We start from the raw sequence: 23,463 nt of genomic DNA, 5'->3' as shown, positions 1-23,463 counted from the left end.
CCCCCTTGAGGGGGAGATGTCGCCGAAGGCGACAGAGGGGGTCGCCGCGCGTGGAGCGCTAACCTTCATCGGTCGCAAGGGGGGCGCATCCAGTCGAACCGACCCCCTCTGGCCTGCCGGCCATCTCCCCCTCAAGGGGGGAGATATGCAGCGTCGTCGCCATCATCACCACCGAAATTTTCCCCTTGACCTCAACCTAAGTTGAGATCGCAAACCCGTTCCTGAGCCACCGAACCCAAGTCGTTCAAGAACGGAGACAGATTCAAATGGATAAACTTGCCGAGGCAGCCGTGTTCAGGGTCGACAAATTCGTCGTTCCTGCCGAGGCCCGTGAAGAAATCCTTCGCAAGGTCAGGGCAACGCATGAACTGCTGCGCCTGCAGCAAGGCTTCGTCCAGGATTTCGTGCTCGAGCAATTTTCGGGTCCGGGTGAGTTCAACCTGGTCACCATTGTCGAATGGGAAAACCAGGCGGCCGTCGACAATGTCGTGCCGATCGTCAAGGCGGCCCACGAGCGGGCGGGCTTCAACCCGCAGGAGACCATTGCCCGGCTGGGTGTGAAGGCCGATATCGCCAACTATCAGCGTCTGCCTGAGATGTAGGAGGGCCAGCCCGTGCCAGGTGCTGGCGCTTCGACGCTCAGCACCTGGCCGGTGCGGGCATCGCTGATCATGTTCTCGAAACCACGCCATTCGGCGGCGACGATGAACAGTGTCGTGCCATCCGGCCCGCCCAGCATGCAGGCAAAGCAGCCGCGATCGGCATCGACTGTCTGCAACACCTCGCCACCTTCGCGCACCCGCACGCAGCGCTTGTTGGGAACATCCGCGTACCAGGCAGCCCCTTCGGCATCGAGGCAGATGCCGTCGGGAAAGCCATCGAGATCGGCCCAGACCCGGCGGTTGGAAAGCCCGCCATCCTCCGCGATATCGAAGGCGGTCAGCCGGTTGGCATGCGACTCCGCCACGATCAGTGTCCTGTTGTCCGGCGTCACCGCCATGCCGTTGGCGAAAGCGATGTTCTCGGCCACTTGTCGAACCGAGCCGTCCGGCGTGATCAGCACGATGGTGCCGGGCCCGAAATGCTCGCCCGGTGCAGGCGCCGACCCGCCGCCATTGACATAGATGTTGCCGCGCCCGTCGACGACGATCTCGTTCCACGGGCTGTTTGACAGTTCTCTCAAATCGGCATGGGTGGCGAGCGTGCCATCCGCCTCCTGTCGCAGCAACAAGCCATCCCGACCCGAGACGATCAGCAATCGGCCATCCGGCAACCAGTCGATCGAATAGGGCAGGATGGCCGGCACGGTGAGCATCACCTGGTTCCCGCCGTCCTCATCCACCGCGACGATCTCTCCGGTTCCCCAGTTGCAGAGCCACAGGCGTCCGTCGTGCCAGCGGGGAGACTCTCCGAAAGCGAGGCCTTCTGTAATGACCTTGGCGTTCAGGGCGACTGATTTCGAGGATGGCATCTCTGACCCTTGGTTTGTCGACTCGCCGCAATTCGGCTTTGTCGCGAAGCGCTTTCCTGCCAAGGACGTGTGAATCTATGGCGCCCCGACATGACCGTCGACTATTTCGGCAAACCATCGTGCGGATGCCTCTGGATCAGAGTGCCTTTAATCCTTGAGGGCAGCTGATATTGTCGCGTCGGAAATAACCCGTTCGCGCAAGTTTTGCGACCAAGAGAGTATTTTCGATGTTCGGTTTCTTTTCCCGCAAATCCAAGAAAACGCCCGAGAAGTCGGCATCAGATTCTGGAAAGCAGTTGGAATTCGGCCTGCCGTTGCCGGTCGTCGTACTGCGTTCGAACGTCGAGGATCCTGATGAAGAGCCGTTTTTTCTCGTCTTCGCTGTCATGCAATTCGTCACAGCGATGGTTTCCAAAGGACTCTATCGTTATCCCGAAATCGACACCAAGGCGATGCAGGTCCTTCATGCCGACTCGTACTCTTCGGAGGTAAAGAACGGCGGCCATAGTCAATTCATCCACAATGCCGGGCAGGAAATCGGCGCCATGATTGCCAACGCACGAGCTGGACTCACTGCTTGTGGCGCAAAGGGCCAGCTTGCGACTTTGGAAAAGATGTCCAGCTGGATTGCAGACCATCCCAACGAAGCCGCCCAGCAGACGGGCTTCGAGGGCGGGCGGGATGATTTTCTCGATACACTTGATCATGCGTTCTACGTTGCGGATGAGGCCGCGCCCATGGAAAACCTTTTGGCGCGCTGGATCGCGTCATGGCCTGATCTGCAAGTTGTCGATAGTGACGATTACGACGACGTCATACACCGGCTGGTGATGGCCAATCCGAAGCGCGAAGGCAGGCTTCTTCATAAGTCCGTTGGCAACTTGGCAGGCCAGATGATCTTGAGCTGGCGCGATGTCGGGGCCGGCCTTGCCTGCGCCAAGATCGCGCCGCCCGAGATCAAAATTGCGTTCGGCATGGCAAGGATGCTGAACATAGAAGGAGAGAAACAGCTTCAGACCAGCGCGAAGAAGACCCGACTATGCAGTGCGACGGAGACACACGTCACGGTCTACGAGTACATCGCTCCAGAAGACTTGCTTGTCATACCGCCAGGCGAGAGCCCGCTAGCGGCTAACGCCCCGAAAGTTGGCGCCAAGCTTGGCATTGCTGAAGAGCCCGAGATCACAGCGGTCATTGAGCTGGCGGAACAATACCATGCTCCCGCCGCCGTCGACCTCCTGCTCCGCAAGGCAGGCTTCGACCCGACGGATGCCATCGTTTCTGCGAATTCGGTGGTGCAGAAGGAGGAAGGAGCAATCGTGAATTGGGTGGTGCTGGCATCAGGCCAAGTCTTCCTTTTCCAATCGTTGCGGAACGGCGGTGTGCTCTTGCGCGGCAAGGATGATGAAAGCCTCGCTGAGGCCGCTATGGCCGAGCTCAATGCCCACTTTGATCGCTCCGCTGCGGCGGGTTAGCGACAGCAAGCCTACTTTTTCTCCGTCAGGAAGAACATGCCATCGGCATGGCCGTTGGCACCGCATGACAGGGGCTCCGATCTGCCATCCTTGCCGGCGCCGCTCTGCTCGACGACAAGCGCATCGCCGTCGCGGCGAAAGGTGAAGACAAAACCGGTTGGGTTGTCGTTGTCGTCGGTGTCGACCAGTCGCAGAGTGTTGCGCTTCTCGACCGTGCCGTCGATCTCGCATGACCCACTTCCCGAGACTGGATTGGAAACGACATCTTCCGAGATCTCGACCTTGCCTCCGCCAACAGCCTTGATGTCGACGCTACCGCGCACGCTGCTCCATGTGCCGATGAAGCCGCCATCGGCCGGCTTACGGATGCCGCCCAGGAAGGTCGCGCGGTCATGCAGGAATTCGCCGAGATCGAATGTCTGCTGGTCCTTGGGCGTGTTCTCGTTGAAACCGGCGATCTGATCGCGATAGGCGATGAAATCGCTTTGGTCGTCCCGCAGCGCCTTCCCGGCATGAGCATCGAGCCTCTTTAGCAGCGCGGTATAATTCTTCGCGACGTCGGCATCGGCTTGCGCCAGGACCGGATCGGCGCAAATGGCCTTTTCCGCCAAGCTGGCGGCCTTGGCGCAGTCGAAGGATGGCTTGCCTTGCGCAACTGCGTGGTCGCTCGCTGCCACAAGTACGGTCAAAACGGCACCCACGGCTGACGATCGTATGGCAACAAGATACGTTTTGCCTGAATTTGGCGCCATGGCAGTCGGCCTTTTCGCCGCGCGTTCAGCCGGCGTTGGCCCGAATTCTGGCGGCAAAGCAGCCGACAGGCAAGCACGTCACGTTCCTGCCGGCTGCGGACGATGCGGCCTTGCCCAATGTTGCGTTGCGGCAGCGGAGCCTTTCCGGTATTGAGGCCGGACCTGAAACAGGGACCGCCCCCATCCCATGAGCCCCATCCGATGAGCCTTGTCGATTCGATCAAGAATGCCTTCGTTCCGATCCATCGCGAGGGCTATCCGTTCATTGCCGCCTTTGGTGCGGGCACGCTGTTCCTCGGCTATTTCTCCTCGGTGCTGTTCTGGATCGGCCTGATCCTGACCGCCTGGTGCGTCTATTTCTTCCGTGACCCCGAGCGTGTCACCCCGGTCGATGACAGGCTGGTGGTCAGTCCCGCCGACGGCGTCATCTCGGCGGTCGGCCCGGCCGTGCCGCCGCGCGAGCTTGGCCTCGGCAACACCGAGATGACCCGCATCTCGGTGTTCATGAACGTCTTTTCCTGCCATGTGAACCGCGCTCCGGTGCGCGGCCGCATCACCAAAATCGAGCACCGGCCGGGCAAGTTCCTCAATGCCGAACTCGACAAGGCAAGCTCGGAGAACGAGCGCAACGGGCTGGTCATAGACAGTCCCAACGGCATCGTTGTCGCCGTGCAGATCGCCGGCCTGGTGGCGCGCCGCATCGTCTGCTGGGCCGAGACCGGCGGCTCCATTGCCGTCGGCGAACGCTTTGGCCTGATCCGCTTCGGCTCGCGCGTCGATGTCTTCCTGCCGTCGACCGCGGTGCCGCGCGTCGCCGTCGGCCAGACGGCGGTCGGCGGCGAAACCGTGCTCGCCGAATTCGGCGGCGTCGCCGCAACCCCGCTCGTCAGGATTTCGTAAGCGGTGGGCGCGCCGTTCAAAAAGTTCGAGGCCCATGGCAGCGGCGGCCCGCGCATCCGCGAAATTCCGATGCGCATGGTGCTGCCTAATCTGGTCACCGTGCTTGCCATCTGCGCCGGCCTGTCCGGCATCCGCTTCGGCTTCGAGGGCCGTTTCGAGCCGGCCGTGGTGATGGTGCTGCTCGCCGCCTTCCTGGACGGCATAGACGGGCGCCTGGCGCGCATGTTGAAGGCGACATCCAAATTCGGCGCGCAGATGGATTCGCTGGCCGACATCGTCAATTTCGGCGTCGCGCCGGCACTGGTGCTCTACGCCTTCCTGCTCGACCGCGCCGGCTCCTTCGGCTGGATCGCAGCTCTTCTGTTCACCATCGCCTGTGGCCTGCGGCTGGCGCGCTTCAACGTGCTCGACGAAGACCATGACCGGCCGATCTGGCAGGGCGAATACTTCGTCGGCGTGCCGGCGCCGGCCGGCGCCGTGCTGGTTATGCTGCCGCTCTATCTGTCCTTCCTGCGGCTCGGTCTCGAGCCGGACCGCCTGACGGCATTCGTCGCCACCGGCTTCACTGTGCTGGTCGCTTTCCTGCTGGTCAGCCGGCTGCCGGTCTATTCCGGCAAAAGCCTGAAAGTGCCGGGCGACAAGGTGCTGCCGATCATCCTGGCGGTCGTTCTCTACGTCCTGCTGTTGATGACCTATTCCTGGTACACGCTGACCGCCTCTGTCGCAGGCTATCTCATCTTCCTGCCTTTCAGCGTGCGGGCGTATTCGAAGCGCGCCAAGCGCGAGGGCGAAAAAGTGCCGCCGTCGGATATTGGGTAGTTGTTATCTCCCCCCTTGAGGGGGAGATGTCGCCGAAGGCGACAGAGGGGGGCGGTACGCCCTGGACGCGACCTCGTTTGAGCGAAGAGGACGTCGGCGCTTCACGCGAGGCGACCCCCTCTGGCCTGCCGGCCATCTCCCCCTCAAGGAGGGAGATACGCTAAGCCGCCAGGCCCAGCCCCAGCTTCTCGATCGCCAGGTTCCGCGTCGAGACATAATCCGTCTTACCGGAACCCAGCACCGGGATCTCCTCGACCTTGACGATGTCGTTGGGCACCATCAGTTCGGCCGCACCTGCCTTCTTGCCGAAGGCGCGCAGTTCTTCCGGATCGGCGTCGTCGGCGGTGGTGACCAGCACGATGCGCTCGCCGCGCCTCTTGTCCGGCACCGCCACCGCGGCGTGGCGCTCTTCCGGCCACAGCGACTGCACCAGCATCTCGACGGCGCCCAACGACACCATCTCGCCAGCGATCTTGGCGAAGCGTTTTGCCCGGCCGCGAATGGTGATGAAGCCTTCGCGGTCGACCGAGACGATGTCGCCGGTGTCGTGCCAGCCGTCCAGCGGCTGCAATTCGCCGGGCCGGTCAGCGGTCATGTAGCCCATCATCAAATTCGGCCCGTCGAGCCACAGGCGGCCGGCACCCTCGATACCCTCGACCGGTTCGAGCTTCATGCGCATCGCCGGCAACAGCCGTCCGACCGTGCCGTCGCGACCATGGATGGCGGTGTTGACGGCGACGACGGGAGCGGCCTCCGTCAGCCCGAACCCCTCGATGATCGAGGCATCGAAGCGCTCGCGATAAACGCGCCGCGTCTCCGGCTTCACCGCTTCCGCGCCGGCGACGACGAAGCGCAGGCTGGAGAAATCGCCATCCTTGGCGGTGCGGGCATAGTTGGCAAGGAAAGTGTCGGTGCCGAACATGATGGTCGGCTTCACCTTGCGGGCGATCTCCGGGATGATCTTGTAGTGCAGCGGTGACGGGTAGAGGAACAGTTTCACCCCGGTCACCAGCGGCAGGATGGTACCGCCGGTCAGGCCGAAAGAGTGAAAAACCGGCAGCACGTTGAGCAGGATGTCGGACGGCGAAATGGTAATGCGCGCCTCGGCCTGCATGGCGTTGGCGTGGAGATTGCGGTGCGACAGCACCACGGCCTTGGGCGTGCCTTCCGAGCCTGAGGTGAACAGGATTGCGGCGGGCTTGGCCGCATCCTGCCGCTGCAGCGGGAACCGCCACAGCACCGCTGCTGCGAGCTTTTCCAGCGTCGTGACGCTTGCGCGCACATCCTCCAGCCACAGCATTTTGGCGCCGCCGGCCTCGATGGCGGCGATGATGTCGGCAAGCGCCGCCTTCTCGACGAACGCGCGCGAGGAAACCACCGTTCGGATGACTGCCGCGCGCACCGCGGCGGTTACGCTGGCCGGCCCTGCCGTGTAGTTGATCATCGCCGCTACCCGGCCGGCCGAGAGCAGGCCGACGAAGGACAGCACCACGCCATTGGCGTTGGGCAGCAAAACCCCGACCGCTTCGCCGGGCGCCGCCACCGCCTCGAAACGGCGGCCGAGCACGCGTGCGCCGATGAACATTTTTCGATAGCTGAGCGAGCCGCTGATCACATCCTCGATGATCGGATGCGAGGCGCCGGTGCGATCCGCGGCATCGCGCATGGCCAGGAACAGGCCGCGATCGAGGTTGCTGCCATAAAGCCGCGCCTCGGCGATGCGGTCGAACAACGCATTGGTGTTGGAAGCCTGGTCGGGGTTGCGCGCCACCAGTTCGGCAATCGTCATTGGCTCCAGCACGCTGATCGAGAGTTTTGGGAACCAGTGGCGCGGCGCCCGGTTCTTTGGCGTCAAGGAAACCGGCAGGTCGCGCGAGCCGGTGACGAAGATCGGCACGATGCGGGCGTCGGCCTGCATGGCGATGCGGGTGACGGCGCGGAACAGGCGAAACGTCTTCACATCGGGCTCGACGTCATCGGGCAGGTAGACGGCAAGCCGGCCTTTACCCTTCAGCACCCTGACCAGCCGCCGGCTGACGAAGAGATGCTCGGCGTTGAAGGCGATGGTGCGGCCAAGCTCGCGCCAAGGCTCCATCCAGGGCGAGCGCGCCGAGGCCTCGTCGAGAATGTGCAGCGTGTCGTCGGGCAGCAGCGACAGCATCAGCGCCGGCTCGAAGCGTGACTGGTGCGAGACCACATAGATCACCGGCGTCGGCGCGTTGCGGGCAATGCGGATGCGCCGGTCATCGATCCGGTAGGCGAGCTTGAACGGCACATAGAGTAGCGCCTGGGTAAAGCGCAGGTCGAGACGAAACGTCTCGATAGCGCCAATCAGCAGCCAGGCCAGCACGAGGCCTGCAAGCAGCGCCAGTGTCAGGATCATGCCGCGTCTCTCCCAACGGTCCGGTATGCGGCTCTTCGTCCGCTTCGAGAGCAGAGGGTAGCGCAATGGGGAGCAAGGTCAATGCGCGGGTGCGAGGGAGCGGTGTTCCACCTGACCTCACCAGGCAATGACCCAAACGCAGGCCTTGAAATGTTGCGACACGTGTCGTAAATAAAAGCGACACGTGACGGAGAGGTAATATGGCCAGTTCCCCGCTGGGTTTTGCCGAGGCACCACATATGGAGCCGGAGTTCGAACGAATGGTCGACCTGTTTGGTGGACGGAAGGTTCTTGGATTCTCGGTAGCCAGTCCTCTTGAGGCACATGAAATGATCCTGCATGGAATTCCGGGCCAGGCGCTCGAAAGCCTCGTCAGGCATCTGATGGTCATTGATCCCGCCGATGCGTTTGAGACCGCATTCGGCATGAGCGAGCGGACATTTCAGCGGCACAAATCGGATCACTCCAAGACCCTCAGTCGGGAGCAAGGTTCCAGAACCTGGAACTTCGCCAAGCTCCTGACAAAGGCCACGTCCGTGCTCGGGACTCAGGAAGACGCGGAAAAATGGATGATCGAGTCTGCCATGGGTTTGGACAATCGCCGGCCGATTGATCTGCTGGCCACGGCGGCGGGCACTGCGCTTGTGCAGGAGTTTCTTGAGCGGCTCGACTATGGTGTCTACGCGTGACGCCTTTGCCGGGCTCCCTCGGAACAGGGCAGTTGTTGGGCTGGAGGCTTGATCACAGACGCTTCAAGGCGAGCTGGGACAGTGGCGAAGGAGCCTTCAAGCTTGGGGGAAGGTGGAACAGCAAAGGGATCAGAGCCGTATATGCGTCCATCGACCCATCGACCGCCATCTTGGAGGTGGCGGTCCACAAGGGGTTTCGCACGCTGGATACTGTCCCTCACGTGCTGACGGCATTCGACATCGTCGATCCATCAGAGATTTATGTGGTCCAAACCGACGATATTCCGAACGCGAACTGGCTGCGTCCCGGCATCCCGGGCGCGGGACAGCAGCAGTTCGGCGATGGTCTGCTGGCAAAGCATCCGTTCTTTCTGATCCCCAGCGCGGTATCCCAGCACAGCTGGAACCTGGTGTTCGATCCCAACCGGGCGGCAGGCCTTTATAGCTTGCATCTCCGGGAGGATTTCGTGCTTGATACAAGGCTTCATCCTCCCGCTGGGTAGCAATCAGGCCGTGGCCTTCAGCCGCCCACTGATGAACCGGAACTCCTGCGACTTGCCGCCATAACCGTAAGCAGCGGCCGGGACTTCATGCACGAAGGCATAGCTTTCCTCGTGCACACCACCCAGCAACTTACCAAAGGCCTCAAAGATCGCCTTCAGATAAGCCTCCAGTTCCAGCTTGGTGTTGGTGCCGTCGACCACCTTGATGTCGAGCCAGAAGGTGTTGGCGCCATGCTCCGCCAGCGATTTGCCGCCGGCGAACCAATGCTGCGGGTCGACATAGGTGACGGCGACGGCGGTAATCGTCGGGTCCTTGCGCAGATGGGTTGCCGTCAGCTCGGTGATTTCCTTGGCGATTGTGGCGGACAGCTTGGCGTCGGGCTTGCCGGTGACGCTGATGTTGATGATGGGCATTTTTCTCTCCTTCGTTTGAGCGGCGTCTGTTTGCCGTTGGAGAGACAATGCCATCATCTTTGAATCAAAAAAATCGAATTGTTTCGAACAAAAGGTTCTGTATTATCGAAGCATGCAAGCTCTCGATCCCGATCTGCTCAAAACCTTCCTTGCCTTTGTCGATGGCGGCTCGCTGGCTCAGGCTGCGTCTGCTGTCGGCCGCTCGCCCTCGGCGGTGACCGCGCAGATGCAGCGTCTGGAGGAGATCGTCGGCGAACCGCTGCTGGTGGCGCAGGGGCGCGGGCGCGGGCTGACGCCGGCCGGCGAGGATCTTGTCGGTCATGCCCGCCGCATTCTTGCCGTGCACAGCGAGGCCTGGCTGGCGCTCAAGGGCGCGCGTGCCGCTGGTCGCGTCGCCATCGGCACGACACAGGATTTCGCCGATAGCGGCCTGCCGGAGCTGCTGCGCGCCTTCGCGACCAGCCATCCGCGCGTCAGGGTCGAACTCCGCGTTGGCCGTTCGGCCGAGCTTGGCGAGGCGCTGCAGGCCGGGCAGCTCGATCTGGCCGTTGTCATGCGCAAGACGCCGGCCAATGACGAAGTCGGGCTGTTCAGTGAGCCGATGCTGTGGCTGTGCTCGCAAAAAGGGCTTGCCGTGCGGGAAGAGGAATTGCCGCTGGCGCTGCTCGACCCCTATTGCGGCTTTCGCGAAGCAGCACTCGCGGCCCTCGATGCTGCCGGCCGCCGCTACCGCATCGCCGCCGGCAGCGCCAGCCTTGCCGGCTTGCGTACGGCGGTCAATGCCGGCATCGCGCTGACCTTGCGCACCGCCCGCTTTGCCCATTCAGGCATTGCCGAAGCACCGCGCGAATTCGCCCTGCCGCCGGTGCCGACAGCGCAATTCGCGATAAAACTCGGCCAGGGCGCTGAGCGGCCGGCGCGCGATCTTGCCATCCTGCTCAGCGACAACCTCGCCTTGCCCGGCTTTGCCGGCTGATGTCCAAAGAAAAAGCCGACCTTTACGGTCGGCTTTGAGGAGGACGGGTCGAGGGGTTTGGGGGGACTTGGGGGGTGACCCGTCGCACATAAAACTGCCTGATCCGCATGATGGTTCCATGACTTGGAAAATAATTATTGGGTTGCCGCACTTTTTCTCGCAGCCAGCCAGTCGCGCCCCGCATGGGCGAAAACCGCGCAGAGTACTATGGCGCCGCCGATCAGGCTGGCGGCCGGCGCGATCTCGCCGAGGAACAGGAAGGCGAACAGGATCGCAAACGGCACTTCGGCGGCACCGAGAAGGCCGGACTCAGGCGCCGGGATCAGCCGCGAGCCTTCTGTCCACAGGATCGACGCCGCTGCGAACGATCCTCCGAAGGCGACGAGCAGCACGGTGTCGCGAGCAGAAATCGCCAGGGGGTCGGTGACGAACCAGCCGAGCACGAACAGCAGAAGCGCCGAGACTGCGCCCGCCCACACCACCGGCGTGTCGCGGAAGGCGCGCACCATGATCATGTAGAGCGCACTGCCGGCGGTCATCAGCAGCGCGAGCCCATCGCCAAACAGATGACCGCTGCCGAAGCCGGAGCCGACCATGATCACTACGCCGCACAGCGAAACGGCGGCGGCGGCAAGCGTCTGCGCCCGGAACGGCTCGCGCACCAGCACGAAGGCGAGCAGCGCGGTGATGAAAGGCGCGGTGGCGTAGATGACCGCGACATTGGCGACATAGGTGAATTTGAACGCCGAGATGAAGGCGATGCTGGCCGCGGCGCCCTCGAGGGCCAGCAGCCAGCCGCGCCAGCCAAGCCGCAAGCTTTCCCGCCCGCCGGAGCGGCGCCGGCGCCACAGCACATAGAAGGTGATCAGGATCGCGCCGACAAAGCCGCGCCAGCAAGTGATGGTCAGCGGGTCGGCGTGGATCGATTTGGTCAGCACGCCGGTGAGGGCGAAGAAAGCCGCCGAAGCCGCCACCAGCATGATGCCGAGCGTACGCTCGGCAGCGGTATCTGTGGTGCCTGGGCCGTCGAGCGCTTCCGTCATCTCAGCAGCCTATCCGTCTTCTCCTGCCACCATGCTGTCAGCACGGGGGTACTCATAGCCGCTTGCGGAAATGCTCGTTGCCGATGATCAGCAGGCCGGCGCCGACGATCAACGCCGCCCCCAGAAACACCTCGCGACGCGGCACGTCGCCCCAGATCGCAAAGCCGAGCCCGAAGGCCCAGACCAATGAGGTGTATTCGAACGGCGCCACGATCGACACCGGCGCCCGCTTCATGCCTTCGAACAGCATAAATTGCGCCACGCCGCCGAGCGCGCCGACGCTGATCAAAAGCAGCAACTGGCGCCAGTCCGGCATCTGCCAGACCAACAGCGCCGGCACCGCGGAAAACACCAGGAAGTAGAAATTGTTGAGCACAAGCTGGATCAGCGTGCGCTCGGCCAGCGCCGTCTTGCGCAACAGCACCACGGCAATGCCCCACAGCACTGCCGCAGCCAGTACCAAGAGCATCGGCACGGACAAGCCGAGACGAGTGGGATCACAGGCGATGAAGACGCCGACGAAGCCGATGAACACCGCCAGCCAGCGCAACAGCGGCACCTTTTCGCCAAGCATCACCACCGACAGCACGGTGACGATGATCGGGGCGGCGTAATAGATGGTGGTGAGTTCGGCCAGCTGCAGGGAGCGGGCCGCGTTGTAGTAGCAGAGCCAGGCGCCGAGCGTGAAGGCGCTGCGCACCAGCATCGGCCGCACGATGGGCGAGCGCATTGTGTCGGCAAAGATGGGCGGTCCGCCGATTGCAGCACAGCCGATAAGCACAGCGATCGAGCGGAAGAACATGATCTGCCAGACGCTGATGCCGACGACCAGAAGCTTGATCGCGGCGTCCTGCGTCGAAAACAGGAAATAGGCGCAGCCGGTGAACAGGATGCCGGCAAGCACCCTTTCGCGGGTTTCCAGAATGGCAATATCGGCCATGCGGCGTGTCCGGCGCTGTCAAGAGGACGAAGAAGAAGCCTGCCCCAACAGGCTCCCATTGCAGGCTATACGGGCGAAAGCCTGCGGGGCGCTACGCCAGTGGCAAGCTTGCGTTGGCGCAGCCTGGCCGACAGCGTGGGCACGCCGTTCACTGTGTTGCCTGGTAGAGCTCCGAAGCGGCCTCCTTCAGGGCGCGCCGGCCGCCCGGCCTGAGATACATCATGTGGCCGCCCTCGATGACGTCGAGACGGATAGGTTTTGCCCCGCCGAGCGTCGGGATTTGGCTCACCAGATAGCGTGAGGCCAGATAGGGAGTGACCAGATCGGTGTCGCCGTTGACGATCACCACGCCGAGCCCCGGGTTGAGCGAGCGCGCCCGCTGCAGATCGTCCATCACCCCGGCATAGCCTTGCCGCGAGCCGCCATAGTCCCAGGCGTGGGTCACATCGCCATTGAGCAACCTGTAGCTGACATCGGTGCGAAAATTCAGCTCGTCGCGCGCATAACCGACAAAGGCCGAGGTCAGCGCCGGCACGCTGCGGTCGAGCACCGGATCCGGGCCGGCGCTGCGGGCGCTCTCCGGGGCGATGTCGCTGGTGGCGATGGTGCCGTCATACGGGCTGAGCACTTTGCCACTGGCGCGCTGGAATTCGCGCGCGAACAGGCCGGTCGGGATGCGGGCGGAATTGCGCTGCACGAGGTCGAGCGGCAGGCCGGTGATCTCGGCCACGCGCTGGCTGGCCAGCCGCCCGCCCTGTTCCAGCCCGCCGGTCAGAGCCGTGAGGTAGTCGCCCAGCGCATACTTTTCGACCTCGGCGAGCTTTTCGCGCAGTGCTTCGCCGCTGAGGCCTTCGCTGCGCAGGCGCACCGCCGCCATCGAGGGCAGTTCCAGCGCCCAATGCAGCGGCTGGAATTCGTCGGGCAGCACCAGCGTGAACTCCAGTGCAGGCGAGATCAGCACGATGCCGTTGGGGCTCAGGCCGACATCTTCCTGCAGGGTCCTGGCGAGAAGTGCCGCGCGGAACCCGCCATAGCTTTCGCCGGCAAGGAAGAGCGGCGATCCGGTGCGGCCGTTCTGGGCGAGATAGAGCCGGATGAAAGCGCCGATCGAACTGGCGTCCTGGCTGACGCCCCAAAAATCTTTTGTGTCCTGGCCGGGGGCCTCGTGGCTGTAGCCGGTGCCGACCGGATCGACGAAGACGAGGTCGGTCATGTCGAGCCAGCTGTCGGGATTGTCGATCAGCTTTTGCGACGGCGGCAGGAATTGGCCATCGGGGCCTGTCGCGACGACACGCGGGCCGAGTGCGCCGAGATGCAGATAGGCGGATGCCGCGCCCGGGCCGCCATTGAAGACGAAGGTGATGGGGCGAGCCTTCTCCGCGCCCGCCAGTGGCGGCAGCGTATAGGCGACATAGAAGATTTCCGCGGTGACCTCGCCCTTGCCGGATAGCAGTGACAGCGTGCCGGCCTTAGCCTGATAGTCCAGCTTGCGCCCGGCAATGGTGATTGAATGGCTGGTCGTCTGCGGTGCCGGCAGCAGCGACAGCACGCCGCCTGCCGGTGCGGGGCGCTCGGGCGTTTCGGCGAGGACTGGCTGCGCGAAGGCTGCAAGCACCAACAGGGTAAGCGAGATCAGTTTCAGCTTGAACGGCATGATGTCTCCGCGGGAATGACTCTGCTTAGGTATGGCCGGGGCGGTCGAAGTCAAAGTAACTCTTCGTGAGGTAGCATTCCTTCAGCCCCCTCTGTCCTGCCGGACATCTCCCCCCACAGGGGTGGAGATTGGATGTCGCGACCGCCTTCGCTAATCGCCGGCGTAGAAAGCGCCATCGGCGAAGCTGCAGATCTCCCCCCTGTGGGGAGGTGGCCGGGCCAGAGGGGGGCGCTGTCTCGCTGGCATATCAGTGCTATCAAAGCGCGACGGACTCGAAAAGGAATGCAACATGGACGCCACCGAACTCAAAGCCATGCAGGCGCCGCTCAAGGAGGCCTATCGCGGCGATGCTACGCAGGCGCTGATCACGCTTCGCGCCAAAGGCTCCATCGACGACCAGTCGATTGCCTGCAAGGTCGAGACGGGCAGGGCGCTGGCGGTCGCCGGCCTGCATCCGGCGACCGGCGGTTCCGGGCTCGAATTGTGTTCGGGCGATATGCTTTTGGAGGCGCTGGTGGCGTGCGCCGGCGTGACGCTGAAGGCAGTGGCGACGGCGCTGGAATTCAGGCTTGGCGCAGCCACCGTCGAGGCCGAAGGCGATCTCGACTTTCGCGGCACGCTGGGCGTGGCCAAGGACGCCCCCGTGGGCTTTCGCGCCATCCGGCTGAATTTCAACCTCGACACGGATGAGCCGCAGGATCGCATCGACGCGCTGATCAAGCTGACGGAACGCTATTGCGTGGTCTTCCAGACCATCAACAGCAAGCCGGAGCTGACGGTGAAGGCGCGCGCCTGATCTCCCCCCTTGAGGGGGAGATGTCGCCGAAGGCGACAGAGGGGGTCGGGCCGACTGGACGCGACGCCCTTTGTGCGGAAGGAGGTTGGCACTCTACGCGAGGCGACCCCCTCTGGCCTGCCGGCCATCTCCCCCTCGAGGGGGGAGACTGCGCTACTGCGCCGCAGGCTCTTCCGCGTCGCCCTCATCGGTAAACGGGGAGGCGCTCGGCACGCAGTTGACCGCCCAGCCGGCCGGCGTCGGCTGCTTCTGATATTCGGTAATCGCGTTTGTGCACTGTTCGCGGGTGTCGAAGGTGCTGGGCAGCACCACCATGCCGCCTTGCGGGCCGGCGATCACCAGGTACCAGACCAATGCTACGCTGGGAGCAGCCATGGGAATTCCTCGCTTTGCTGGGTGTCGGAATCGGGTCGACCCTAGCAACTCCCGGCTGATGGCGAAAGCAGGGCGATGGGGGAGGGACCTGCCGGACCATCACAGACCCGTGAACGAACCGCTCCCAGACGTCTCTCAGTTCGCGGCAAAGCAGTAGAACAGGCCGTCGCCGCCGGTGCCTTTCAGCGCCTCCTGGCTGCAGCCGCCGCGCGAGGCATGCGAGGAGTTCCAGGATTTCGCCGCCGCCGACTCATCAAGGCCGGTGCGGTCGTGATGGCCCATCATCGCCGCGCCCTCCGCCCCGCTCAAGGTCCAGTCGCCGCAGGTCTGGTCGGCGAGCTTGGTGCCGTCAGGCTTCGAGCCGGTCAATATGTCGTGCCGGTTCGGCTTGTCGCCGCGGCCGTTGACCACCTCGCCCTTTTCGTTGAGCGCCGTCTGCTTGGTGATGGCGTTGGCGTCGCTGTGCAGCGAGGCGACGTCATCGGCAATCTTCTCCCCCTTGGCGTTGACCCAGGGACCCTTGCCGATACGGTCGCGCGCATCGACATTGGCGCTCGAGAGATAGGCGTGCCATTCCTTGCCGGTAACCCCAGCCGCTTCCGCCAGCGAGGCGCAATGCGCGTCGGCACCCTTGAGACCGCCGAGATCGGCGCCCTTGCCGGAACCGACGCTGGTGACGAAGAAACTCATCTTGGCGTCTTGCGCCAGCGCCACGCCGGCTGTGGCGGCAATCGCGGCGGCGGCAACGAGAAGAAGTCTACGCATGTCGGTCCTCCGGTTTCGAATGTCCTACATTCGAAGAAACGTAACTGGAGGCCTGTTTAATCCCGCTACAACCCGGTTTATTCCGGCTGCCGGTAGGCGACGAAGCGGTTGTTCTTGACCTGGAAGATCAGCCCCGTCTCTTTCATCTCGGGGCTCGCCAGCGGCACGATGCGTTTTGCCACCTCTGACGGGTGCGGCAGCGTTTCCGGATCCTCGCCGGGCGCGGCCTGCGCACGCATGGCGGTGCGGGTGGCGCCGGGGTCGACCGCATTGATGCGGAGCGCCAGGCTCTGCGTCTCATGCGCCCAGGAACGCGTCATGGCTTCCACAGCCGCCTTCGACGCCGCATAGGGCGCCCAGAAGGCGCGCGCCGAATGCGCGGCCCCGGACGACATGAGAATGGCGCGGCCGGCGTCGGACAGCCTGAGCAGCGGGTCGACCGAGCGGATCAGCCGCCAGGTCGAGGTGACATTGATGGTCATAACCTTCTCGAAGGTTTTGGCCTCGACATGGCCGATCGGCGAGATGACGCCGAGCACACCGGCATTGGCCACCAGAATGTCGAGCTTGCCCCAGCGCTCGTGAATGGCGCCGCCCAGCCGGTCGATGCCGGCCATGTCTGAGAGGTCGAGAGGCACCAAAGTCGCTTCGCCCTTGCCGGTTTTCGCGCGCTCGGCCTTGATCTGGTCGTCGAGTTCTTCAAGCCCACCGACGGTCCGGGCAACCGCAATGACATGCGCGCCGGCGGCGGCAAGTTCCCTGGCGATGAAGTAGCCGATGCCGCGCGAGGCGCCGGTAACGACCGCGACGCGGCCGGAGAGGTCGAGGGTCATGCGAGCGCTTTCAAGGATAGCAGTTGGGCTTTACGCCCCGTTGTTCGCCAGCAGCGACAGCGTGCGCACATTGTCGTGGCCTTCGAAGTCGAGCAGGCGGGTCGGGTACTGGCCGGTGAAACAGGCGTCGCAGAATTGCGGCTGCTCATTGTCGCGGCTGGCTTCGCCGACGGCGCGGTAGAGCCCGTCAATGGTGAGGAAGCCGAGCGAATCGACACGGATGAACTCGGCCATTTCCTCGATCGACATGCGCGATGCCAAAAGCTTCGACTTCTCCGGCGTGTCGACGCCGTAGAAGCACGACGCGCTGGTCGGCGGCGAGGCGATGCGCATATGCACTTCCTTGGCGCCGGCGTCGCGCACCATCTGCACGATTTTCTGGCTGGTGGTGCCGCGCACGATCGAATCGTCGACCAACACCACGCGCTTGCCCTCGATCATCCGGCGGTTGGCGTTGTGCTTGAGCTTGACGCCCATATGGCGGATCGAATCGCCGGGCTGGATGAAGGTTCGGCCGACATAGTGGTTGCGGATGATACCGAGTTCGAAGGGGATGCCTGCCGCCTGGGAGAAGCCGATTGCCGCCGGCGTGCCGGAATCCGGCACCGGCACGACGATATCGGCCTCGACCGGGCTTTCCTGCGCCAATTCGGCGCCGATACGCTTGCGCACTTCGTAGACATTGCGGCCTTCGACCGAGGAGTCCGGGCGGGCGAAATAGACATATTCGAAGATGCAGAAGCGGGTCTTCTGCGGCTCGAAGGGGAACAGGCTCTCGATGCCCTTCGAGGTCACCACGACCATTTCGCCGGGCTTCAGGTCGCGCACGAAGCGGGCGCCGATAATGTCGAGCGCGCAGGTTTCGGAGGCCAGGATCCAGGCGCCGTCGAGGTCGCCGAGCACCAGCGGGCGGATGCCGAGCGGATCGCGGCAGCCGATCATCTTCTTGGAGGTCATCGCAACCAGCGAGAAAGCGCCTTCAACCTGACGCACGGCGTCGATGAAGCGCGAATTCAAATCGCGTTCCTTGCTGGTGGCAACGAGATGCAGCAGCGTCTCGGTGTCGGAGGTCGACGAGAAGATCGCGCCCTGTTTCTGCAGCGCGCGCTGCACGGTCATGGCGTTGGTGAGATTGCCGTTATGGGCGACGGCAAAGCCGCCATCGGCGAGTTCGGCGAAGAAGGGCTGGATGTTGCGCATGCCGGCGCCGCCCGTCGTGGCATAGCGCGTGTGGCCGATGGCACGGTTGCCTTGCAGGCTGTCGATGACGTGCTGCTTGGTGAAGGTGTCGCCGATCAGGCCGACATGGCGTTCGACATGGAACTGCGTGCCGTCATAGGAGACGATGCCGGCCGCTTCCTGGCCGCGATGCTGCAGCGCATGCAGGCCTAGCGTTACGATGGCCGCAGCGTCCTGCCGGCCGAAAATGCCGAACACCCCGCATTCGTCGTGGAAATGATCGTCTGCTTCGGCGGAAAGCACGTCGTCCGCGTCTGCCTTCGAAACTGCCATGGGGCTCAAGCTCCGCTAAAATGGCCATATAGTGCGATAGCACCGCGAAAGCAACGTAGTCAGGCCGGAACTGCCGGGATGGCGCCTGTCCGGCACCATCCGTCCGAATCAGTTTGCCGGCGCGGCCGGAGCCGGAGCAGCGGGCGCGGGTGCGTTATCGGCCGGAGCGTCGGTCTCGTCGTCGGGCGCCGGCGTATCGTCACCGGTTGCCGGAGCATCCGCCGCCGGTGCATCGGCCGCCGGAGGCGTCTCGGCTGCCGGCTGATTCGGATTGAGCTTCTTCAGGATGGCGTTTTCCGGATCTTCGGGCAGCAGGCTTTCCAGCTTGGCGCCGATGGTCTCGAGCAGCGGCTTCGACTTGGCGTTGGCGATCCAGGCAGGGGCCTTGGCGCCGGCCAGCCAGTTGAAGAACAGCAGCGCCACGGCGACTACGAGGACGCCGCGCGCGGCGCCATAGAGGAAGCCCAGCGTACGGTCGAGCGCGCCGATCCTGGAATCGATGATCCAGTCGGCAAGCTTCATGGTGATGACGGAAACGACGATCAGCGCGATGAGGAAGACGATGCCGGCGGATGCCGCCATGGCGATCTTGTCGCTTTCGACATAGGGCTGAACGTAAGGCAGCACCGGCTTGTAGAAGAAGAATGCCGCCGCGGCGGCAGCCGCCCAGGACACGACGGACAGGATTTCGCGTGACAGGCCGCGAACCATGGCGAGCATCGCCGAGACCAGGGTGAAGCCGACGAGAATTCCGTCCAGCAGCGTAATCGGCATGTCTTTCGCCCCACTCAGATTGTCTTTTCACGGCTCGGGCGAGCCGCGTCAATCTTCCACGTCGACACGGCTGCGCCGTGAGCCGGCTATGCGTGCGACGAGATCGGCAAGTTCGGTCGGCTGGAAAGCGCCGGCCCCGATCCCCCCGACAACCTCCTCGCTGCCCAAGGGCAGAACCGCACTTCCAAAACCCAGCTTTTCGGCCTCTTTAAGGCGCTGCTGCGCATGCGCAACCGGCCTCACTGCGCCCGACAGGCTGATTTCGCCGAAATAGACGCAATCGGCGGGAAGGGCAAGACCGGTGAGCGACGAAACCAGTGCAGCGGCAACCGCCAGATCGGCCGCCGGCTCGGAAATCCGGTAGCCGCCGGCGACGTTGAGGTAGACATCGTGGGTGCCGAACCGCACGCCGCAATGGGCTTCGAGCACGGCAAGGATCATCGACAGCCGTGCGCCGTCCCAGCCGACGACGGCACGGCGCGGCGTGCCCAATGTGGACGGCGCCACCAGCGCCTGGATCTCGACCAGCACCGGACGTGTGCCTTCCATGCCGGCAAATACCGCGGCACCCGGCGATTTTGCGTGGCGTTCGCCGAGGAACAGCTCCGACGGATTGGCGACCTCGCGCAAGCCCTTGTCCGACATCTCGAAGACGCCGATCTCGTCGGTCGGCCCAAAACGGTTCTTCACCGTGCGCAGGATGCGGTAGTGATGGCCGCCTTCGCCTTCGAAATAGAGAACGGCGTCGACCATGTGCTCGACGACGCGCGGACCGGCGATCTGGCCTTCCTTGGTGACATGGCCGACCAGCACGATGGCAGCACCGGTGGATTTGGCGTAGCGGATCATCGCTTGCGCCGAGGCGCGCACCTGGGTGACGGTGCCGGGCGCCGAGTCGGCCATGTCGGTCCACAGCGTCTGGATGGAATCGAGGATGACGAGGTCCGGCCTTCTGCCATCGGCTATTGTTGCCAGGATATCCTCGACATTGGTCTCGGCGGCAAGTTCGACCGGCGTGTCGGCGACGCCAAGCCGCTGCGCCCGCAGCCGGATCTGCGCGACAGCCTCTTCGCCCGAGACATAGACGATGCGGTGGCCTTTTGACGCCAATGCTGCTGCGGCCTGGGTAAGCAGCGTCGACTTGCCGATGCCGGGATCGCCGCCGACCAGCAGCGCCGAGCCGCGCACGAAACCGCCGCCGGTGGCGCGGTCGAGTTCGCTAATGCCGGAGATGATCCGCGGCGCATCCTCGATGTCACCGGACAGGCTGGTCAGCACCACGGCGCGGCCCTTGCGCGCATTGCGCGTGTTGGCCGGTCCCGAGCCGATGCCGCCCGAGGTGCCTTCCTCGACCAGCGTGTTCCACTCGCCGCAAGCATCGCATTTACCGGCCCAGCGCTGATGCACCGAGCCGCAATTCTGGCAGATGAACTGGACGCGCGATTTAGCCATGGAGTGATGCTGCCTGCAAATGACCGAAGGAGGGTGATCCTGCACACCCCCCTCTGTCCTGCCGGACATCTCCCCCGCAAGGGGGGAGATTGGCTATCGTCGCTGCTTTCGCCAATCCCCAACGTCGCAAGATGAGCGCCATTCGCAAAGCTGCTGATCTCCCCCCTTGCGGGGGAGATGGCCGGCAGGCCAGAGGGGGGTGTGACGGAGCGCTGCGGTAGGCCAAAAAGCTACTCGAACCTCTCCGCAATATGATGCTCTTCGGCGAGGTCGGAAAACCGTGTGAACTCGCCATGGAAGGCGAGGCTCACCGAACCTGTCGGGCCGTGGCGCTGCTTGGCGACGATGACTTCGGCCTTGCCGCGCATCTCGTTCATCTCGTGTTCCCACTTGATGTATTCGTCGGTGCCGGGCTTCGGTTCGCGGTTCTTCAGATAATATTCCTCGCGGTAGACGAACATCACCACGTCGGCGTCCTGCTCGATCGAGCCGGATTCGCGAAGATCGGACAGCTGCGGGCGTTTGTCTTCGCGGCTTTCGACCTGACGCGACAGCTGCGACAGCGCGATGATCGGAACGGAGAGTTCCTTGGCCAGCGCCTTGAGGCCGGTGGTGATCTCGGTGATTTCCTGCACCCGGTTCTGCGACGATTTCGCGCTCGACCCCTGCATCAGCTGGATATAGTCGATGACGATGAGGTCGAGGCCGCGCTGACGCTTCAGCCGCCGCGCCCGCGCCGACAGCTGCGCGATCGAGATACCGCCGGTCTGGTCGATGAACAGCGGGATCTTCTGCATGGTCTGCGAGCAGGCGACCAGCTTTTCGAAATCCATCTCTGAAATCTCGCCGCGGCGGATTTTTGACGACGAAATTTCCGTCTGTTCGGAAATGATGCGGGTGGCGAGCTGCTCGGACGACATTTCCAGTGAGAAGAAGCCGACGACGCCGCCATTGGCTGCCTTGAACGAGCCGTCGGCCTGTTGCGCCGGCTCATACATCTCGGCGATGTTGAAGGCGATGTTGGTGGCTAGCGATGTCTTGCCCATGCCCGGACGGCCGGCAATGATGATCAGATCCGACGCCTGCAGGCCACCCATGCGGCGGTCGAGATCGCGCATGCCGGTGGCGAGGCCCGACAAATGGCCGTCGCGCATATAGGCGGCGTTGGCCATGTCGACGGCGGTCTTGACCGCGTCGGTGAAGCTCTCGAAGCCGCCGTCGTAACGGCCGGTTTCGGCCAGTTCGAACAGCCGCCGCTCGGCATCCTCGATCTGTTCGGACGGCGCCATGTCGACCGGCGCGTCATAGGCGATGTTGACCATGTCCTCGCCGACGGTGATCAGTGCCCGGCGCGTGGCCAGATCGTAGATGGCGCGGCCATAATCGGTGGCATTGACGACGGTGACGGCTTCGACCGCCAGACGAACCACATATTGCGCCACCGTCATGTCGCCGACCTTCTCGTCGGCCGGCAGGAAGGTTTTCAGCGTGATCGGCGTCGCCACCTTGCCCATGCGGATGAGCTCGGCCGCGACCTCGAAGATTTTCCGGTGCAGCGGCTCGTAGAAATGGCCGGCCTTGAGGAAGTCGGAGACGCGGTAGAAGGCATCGTTGTTGACCAGGATGGCGCCGAGCAGCGCCTGTTCGGCCTCGATGTTGTTCGGCGCTTCACGATAAAGCGGTTGCTGCTCCGCCACGCCGAATTTTCGCGCTGCCTCTGCCATGATGTCCCCGATTTTGATCCCGGCTTCTCGATATCAGAACGAGATAAATCGGTGCTGACCTTTCTGCATCACCGCACGACCAATCAACCTCGATGCCCCGTTGTTCACAGGGGCGGCAAACCGTCCACAGAAGAGTGTTTCCACGCCCCGATTCCGGTTGACTCAGAAAGGCGCTGACTTTTACCCGAGTCGTTGGAACAGAGCAAGAACAATCTCGGTGTTTATCCACTTCTTCCGTCCAATGTATCGCCCCAGTCCAGCCGCCGCGCTGCCTTGAACAGCTCGCCCTCGCGCTTGGTGAAAAGTGTCTCGCCGGCGCCGCCATCCGGCTGGCACAGTTTGAGCAGCACCTTGCCGGAGCCCGATTTCGGCGGCGCAATCACGCGCGGCTGACGTACAGGCGCGGGTTGCCGCGACGCCGCGACGTAGATGAATTTCTCGTCCTCCCACGGCACGTCGGCGTCTTTGGCCAGGCGATGAAGGCGCGAGCGGGCGACGCGGCGCGAAAAATGGCACCAGTCGGGCGGCTCAAGCGGGCAGGGCGCCTCATGCGGACAAGGCGCCAGCACGTGCGCCCCGGCCTCCAGCAATTGCCTGCGCACTGCCAGGATGCGCTGCCAGCCTGCCGGTGTGCCGGGCTCCACGATCAGCAGTGTGTCGCCGGTCAAATGCCAGAGCCGGCCGACAAGCTTCGGCAGCGATGCCGGCGCGATCTCGTCCAGCACATAGGCGCAGGTGACCAGATCGGCAGGCTTGAGATCGGCAAGGTCGATGGTCACGTCGCCGGCGCGCCAGTCCATCCTGGTGGCGATGGTATCAAGGGCGAGCGACTGGCCAACCTTGCGCACCGCGGCGCTTGCTTCAAGCAGAACCGCCTCTTCGAGGTCGGGCCACAGGTCTGTAGTGGCCCAAAGCACCGTGCCAGGACCGGCGCCGACATCGAGCAAGCTCGTTGGCTGGAAATCGGGCCGCGCATAGGCGAGTTCGTCGAGACCGGCCCGTACCGCCGCGTAGGTCGCCGGCAGCCGCGTCGCCAGATAGGCTTTTACCGCCATCTCTTCGGCCATGTGCGGGCGGCCGTCGCGCAATTCGGCGCGGTAGCGGTCAGACAGCGTCTTCGCCGCCTGTCGCAGCACCGCCAGCGGTATCGTTTCGAGCAGGCGCTCGACGCCTTGTCGCAGCGAGGCGGGGAGTTCCACGCTCAGGCTCCGCG

The 23,463-nt window shown here is 63.8% G+C and carries 23 protein-coding genes; 8 read left to right on the top strand and 15 right to left on the bottom strand.

Translation table 11 applies throughout. From position 1 onward, the window contains the following. Nucleotides 1-266: 266 nt before the first annotated feature. Complete coding sequence (locus NKH22_RS26565) at nt 267-602, top strand: antibiotic biosynthesis monooxygenase (protein WP_023685667.1); 336 nt, start codon at nt 267-269, stop codon at nt 600-602. Here NKH22_RS26565 and NKH22_RS26560 read toward each other — a convergent pair. Further along, the gene (locus tag NKH22_RS26560) at nt 581-1,471 is read right to left on the bottom strand and encodes an SMP-30/gluconolactonase/LRE family protein (RefSeq protein WP_352911665.1); all 891 of its coding nucleotides are present in this window, start codon (nt 1,469-1,471) and stop codon (nt 581-583) included. The two genes, NKH22_RS26565 and NKH22_RS26560, sit on opposite strands and share 22 nt — an antisense overlap. 227 nt (nt 1,472-1,698) lie before the next feature. On the opposite strand from NKH22_RS26560, the gene NKH22_RS26555 reads away from it, so the two are divergent. After that, nucleotides 1,699-2,946: a DMP19 family protein gene (locus NKH22_RS26555; protein WP_023831153.1), complete on the top strand. Its 1,248-nt coding sequence runs from the start codon at nt 1,699-1,701 to the stop codon at nt 2,944-2,946. A gap of 11 nt (nt 2,947-2,957) precedes the next feature. On the opposite strand, the gene NKH22_RS26550 is transcribed toward NKH22_RS26555, so the two are convergent. Further along, entirely contained in the window at nt 2,958-3,635 is a 678-nt protein-coding gene (locus NKH22_RS26550) for a lysozyme inhibitor LprI family protein (RefSeq protein ID WP_352535072.1), read from the bottom strand. Nucleotides 3,636-3,800: 165 nt separating this feature from the next. Here NKH22_RS26550 and NKH22_RS26545 point away from each other — a divergent pair, with 165 nt between their 5' ends. Then, entirely contained in the window at nt 3,801-4,598 is a 798-nt protein-coding gene (locus NKH22_RS26545) for a phosphatidylserine decarboxylase (RefSeq protein ID WP_352911662.1), read from the top strand. A gap of 3 nt (nt 4,599-4,601) precedes the next feature. Further along, entirely contained in the window at nt 4,602-5,417 is an 816-nt protein-coding gene (pssA, locus tag NKH22_RS26540) for a CDP-diacylglycerol--serine O-phosphatidyltransferase (RefSeq protein WP_023831150.1), read from the top strand. Nucleotides 5,418-5,577: 160 nt separating this feature from the next. On the opposite strand, the gene NKH22_RS26535 is transcribed toward pssA, so the two are convergent. After that, entirely contained in the window at nt 5,578-7,800 is a 2,223-nt protein-coding gene (locus tag NKH22_RS26535; RefSeq protein ID WP_352911660.1) for an AMP-binding protein, read from the bottom strand. 200 nt (nt 7,801-8,000) lie between these two features. Here NKH22_RS26535 and NKH22_RS26530 point away from each other — a divergent pair, with 200 nt between their 5' ends. Beyond that, entirely contained in the window at nt 8,001-8,489 is a 489-nt protein-coding gene (locus NKH22_RS26530; protein WP_023727360.1) for an Xre family toxin-antitoxin system antitoxin, read from the top strand. Beyond that, the gene (locus NKH22_RS26525) at nt 8,486-8,992 is read left to right on the top strand and encodes an RES family NAD+ phosphorylase (protein WP_023685674.1); all 507 of its coding nucleotides are present in this window, start codon (nt 8,486-8,488) and stop codon (nt 8,990-8,992) included. Before NKH22_RS26530 ends, NKH22_RS26525 begins: the two co-directional genes overlap by 4 nt. Before the next feature lie 3 nt (nt 8,993-8,995). Here NKH22_RS26525 and NKH22_RS26520 read toward each other — a convergent pair whose 3' ends face one another. Next, entirely contained in the window at nt 8,996-9,406 is a 411-nt protein-coding gene (locus NKH22_RS26520; RefSeq protein WP_023672705.1) for a tautomerase family protein, read from the bottom strand. A 112-nt stretch (nt 9,407-9,518) separates the two neighbouring features. Between NKH22_RS26520 and NKH22_RS26515 the strand changes: the two genes are divergently transcribed. After that, a complete protein-coding gene (locus NKH22_RS26515) occupies nt 9,519-10,382 on the top strand; it encodes a LysR substrate-binding domain-containing protein (protein ID WP_023693978.1) in 864 nt (287 codons plus the stop codon). Between the two features lie 134 nt (nt 10,383-10,516). Here the strand turns inward: NKH22_RS26515 and NKH22_RS26510 are convergent, their stop codons facing one another. The 3 genes from NKH22_RS26510 to NKH22_RS26500 all read right to left on the bottom strand — a co-directional run bounded on the left by NKH22_RS26510 (nt 10,517) and on the right by NKH22_RS26500 (nt 14,019). After that, entirely contained in the window at nt 10,517-11,425 is a 909-nt protein-coding gene (locus tag NKH22_RS26510) for a DMT family transporter (protein ID WP_352911657.1), read from the bottom strand. Nucleotides 11,426-11,477: 52 nt separating this feature from the next. Next, nucleotides 11,478-12,365 (bottom strand): DMT family transporter, encoded by an 888-nt coding sequence (locus tag NKH22_RS26505; protein WP_023685677.1) that lies wholly within the window; start codon nt 12,363-12,365, stop codon nt 11,478-11,480. Nucleotides 12,366-12,513: 148 nt separating this feature from the next. Continuing rightward, a complete protein-coding gene (locus tag NKH22_RS26500) occupies nt 12,514-14,019 on the bottom strand; it encodes a S10 family peptidase (RefSeq protein WP_352911654.1) in 1,506 nt (501 codons plus the stop codon). A gap of 289 nt (nt 14,020-14,308) precedes the next feature. Between NKH22_RS26500 and NKH22_RS26495 the strand changes: the two genes are divergently transcribed. Then, on the top strand, nt 14,309-14,815 hold the full coding sequence (locus NKH22_RS26495) for an OsmC family protein (RefSeq protein ID WP_023693975.1): 507 nt from the start codon (nt 14,309-14,311) through the stop codon (nt 14,813-14,815). A gap of 153 nt (nt 14,816-14,968) precedes the next feature. Here NKH22_RS26495 and NKH22_RS26490 read toward each other — a convergent pair whose 3' ends face one another. The 8 genes from NKH22_RS26490 to NKH22_RS26455 all read right to left on the bottom strand — a co-directional run bounded on the left by NKH22_RS26490 (nt 14,969) and on the right by NKH22_RS26455 (nt 23,449). Beyond that, nucleotides 14,969-15,190 carry a hypothetical protein gene (locus tag NKH22_RS26490; RefSeq protein WP_023689120.1) on the bottom strand — a complete coding sequence of 74 codons (222 nt, stop codon included), beginning with the start codon at nt 15,188-15,190 and terminating at the stop codon, nt 14,969-14,971. Nucleotides 15,191-15,325: 135 nt separating this feature from the next. Then, the gene (locus NKH22_RS26485) at nt 15,326-15,955 is read right to left on the bottom strand and encodes a hypothetical protein (RefSeq protein ID WP_023693974.1); all 630 of its coding nucleotides are present in this window, start codon (nt 15,953-15,955) and stop codon (nt 15,326-15,328) included. A 77-nt stretch (nt 15,956-16,032) separates the two neighbouring features. Then, nucleotides 16,033-16,788 carry an SDR family NAD(P)-dependent oxidoreductase gene (locus tag NKH22_RS26480; RefSeq protein ID WP_023693973.1) on the bottom strand — a complete coding sequence of 252 codons (756 nt, stop codon included), beginning with the start codon at nt 16,786-16,788 and terminating at the stop codon, nt 16,033-16,035. A gap of 30 nt (nt 16,789-16,818) precedes the next feature. Continuing rightward, a complete protein-coding gene (gene purF / locus NKH22_RS26475; protein WP_023672714.1) occupies nt 16,819-18,300 on the bottom strand; it encodes an amidophosphoribosyltransferase in 1,482 nt (493 codons plus the stop codon). Nucleotides 18,301-18,408: 108 nt separating this feature from the next. Continuing rightward, nucleotides 18,409-19,074: a CvpA family protein gene (locus tag NKH22_RS26470; protein ID WP_023672715.1), complete on the bottom strand. Its 666-nt coding sequence runs from the start codon at nt 19,072-19,074 to the stop codon at nt 18,409-18,411. Nucleotides 19,075-19,122: 48 nt separating this feature from the next. Then, nucleotides 19,123-20,526 (bottom strand): DNA repair protein RadA, encoded by a 1,404-nt coding sequence (gene radA, locus NKH22_RS26465; RefSeq protein WP_023693972.1) that lies wholly within the window; start codon nt 20,524-20,526, stop codon nt 19,123-19,125. A gap of 230 nt (nt 20,527-20,756) precedes the next feature. After that, nucleotides 20,757-22,250 (bottom strand): replicative DNA helicase, encoded by a 1,494-nt coding sequence (locus NKH22_RS26460; protein ID WP_023672717.1) that lies wholly within the window; start codon nt 22,248-22,250, stop codon nt 20,757-20,759. A gap of 221 nt (nt 22,251-22,471) precedes the next feature. After that, nucleotides 22,472-23,449, bottom strand: coding sequence for a small ribosomal subunit Rsm22 family protein (locus NKH22_RS26455; protein WP_023693971.1), 978 nt, complete (start codon nt 23,447-23,449; stop codon nt 22,472-22,474). Between the last annotated feature and the right edge of the window lie 14 nt (nt 23,450-23,463).

Origin of the sequence: Mesorhizobium sp. M1252, assembly GCF_040318265.1 — a bacterium.
In the GTDB taxonomy this organism is placed as follows: domain Bacteria; phylum Pseudomonadota; class Alphaproteobacteria; order Rhizobiales; family Rhizobiaceae; genus Mesorhizobium.
The sequence above is the reverse complement of the archived record's forward strand: the minus strand, read 5'-3'. Positions and strand labels throughout refer to the sequence as shown.

Coding starts and splice junctions, on each gene's coding strand:
- NKH22_RS26565 (WP_023685667.1), top strand. CDS start 267: ATGGATAAACTTGCCGAGGCAGCCGTGTTCAGGGTCGACAAATTCGTC.
- NKH22_RS26530 (WP_023727360.1), top strand. CDS start 8,001: ATGGCCAGTTCCCCGCTGGGTTTTGCCGAGGCACCACATATGGAGCCG.
- NKH22_RS26480 (WP_023693973.1), bottom strand. CDS start 16,788: ATGACCCTCGACCTCTCCGGCCGCGTCGCGGTCGTTACCGGCGCCTCG.
- NKH22_RS26490 (WP_023689120.1), bottom strand. CDS start 15,190: ATGGCTGCTCCCAGCGTAGCATTGGTCTGGTACCTGGTGATCGCCGGC.
- NKH22_RS26545 (WP_352911662.1), top strand. CDS start 3,801: ATGCGGCCTTGCCCAATGTTGCGTTGCGGCAGCGGAGCCTTTCCGGTA.
- NKH22_RS26500 (WP_352911654.1), bottom strand. CDS start 14,019: ATGCCGTTCAAGCTGAAACTGATCTCGCTTACCCTGTTGGTGCTTGCA.
- NKH22_RS26470 (WP_023672715.1), bottom strand. CDS start 19,074: ATGCCGATTACGCTGCTGGACGGAATTCTCGTCGGCTTCACCCTGGTC.
- NKH22_RS26515 (WP_023693978.1), top strand. CDS start 9,519: ATGCAAGCTCTCGATCCCGATCTGCTCAAAACCTTCCTTGCCTTTGTC.
- NKH22_RS26495 (WP_023693975.1), top strand. CDS start 14,309: ATGGACGCCACCGAACTCAAAGCCATGCAGGCGCCGCTCAAGGAGGCC.
- NKH22_RS26535 (WP_352911660.1), bottom strand. CDS start 7,800: ATGATCCTGACACTGGCGCTGCTTGCAGGCCTCGTGCTGGCCTGGCTG.
- NKH22_RS26560 (WP_352911665.1), bottom strand. CDS start 1,471: ATGCCATCCTCGAAATCAGTCGCCCTGAACGCCAAGGTCATTACAGAA.
- radA (WP_023693972.1), bottom strand. CDS start 20,526: ATGGCTAAATCGCGCGTCCAGTTCATCTGCCAGAATTGCGGCTCGGTG.
- NKH22_RS26485 (WP_023693974.1), bottom strand. CDS start 15,955: ATGCGTAGACTTCTTCTCGTTGCCGCCGCCGCGATTGCCGCCACAGCC.
- NKH22_RS26510 (WP_352911657.1), bottom strand. CDS start 11,425: ATGACGGAAGCGCTCGACGGCCCAGGCACCACAGATACCGCTGCCGAG.
- purF (WP_023672714.1), bottom strand. CDS start 18,300: ATGGCAGTTTCGAAGGCAGACGCGGACGACGTGCTTTCCGCCGAAGCA.
- NKH22_RS26555 (WP_023831153.1), top strand. CDS start 1,699: ATGTTCGGTTTCTTTTCCCGCAAATCCAAGAAAACGCCCGAGAAGTCG.
- NKH22_RS26520 (WP_023672705.1), bottom strand. CDS start 9,406: ATGCCCATCATCAACATCAGCGTCACCGGCAAGCCCGACGCCAAGCTG.
- NKH22_RS26460 (WP_023672717.1), bottom strand. CDS start 22,250: ATGGCAGAGGCAGCGCGAAAATTCGGCGTGGCGGAGCAGCAACCGCTT.
- NKH22_RS26505 (WP_023685677.1), bottom strand. CDS start 12,365: ATGGCCGATATTGCCATTCTGGAAACCCGCGAAAGGGTGCTTGCCGGC.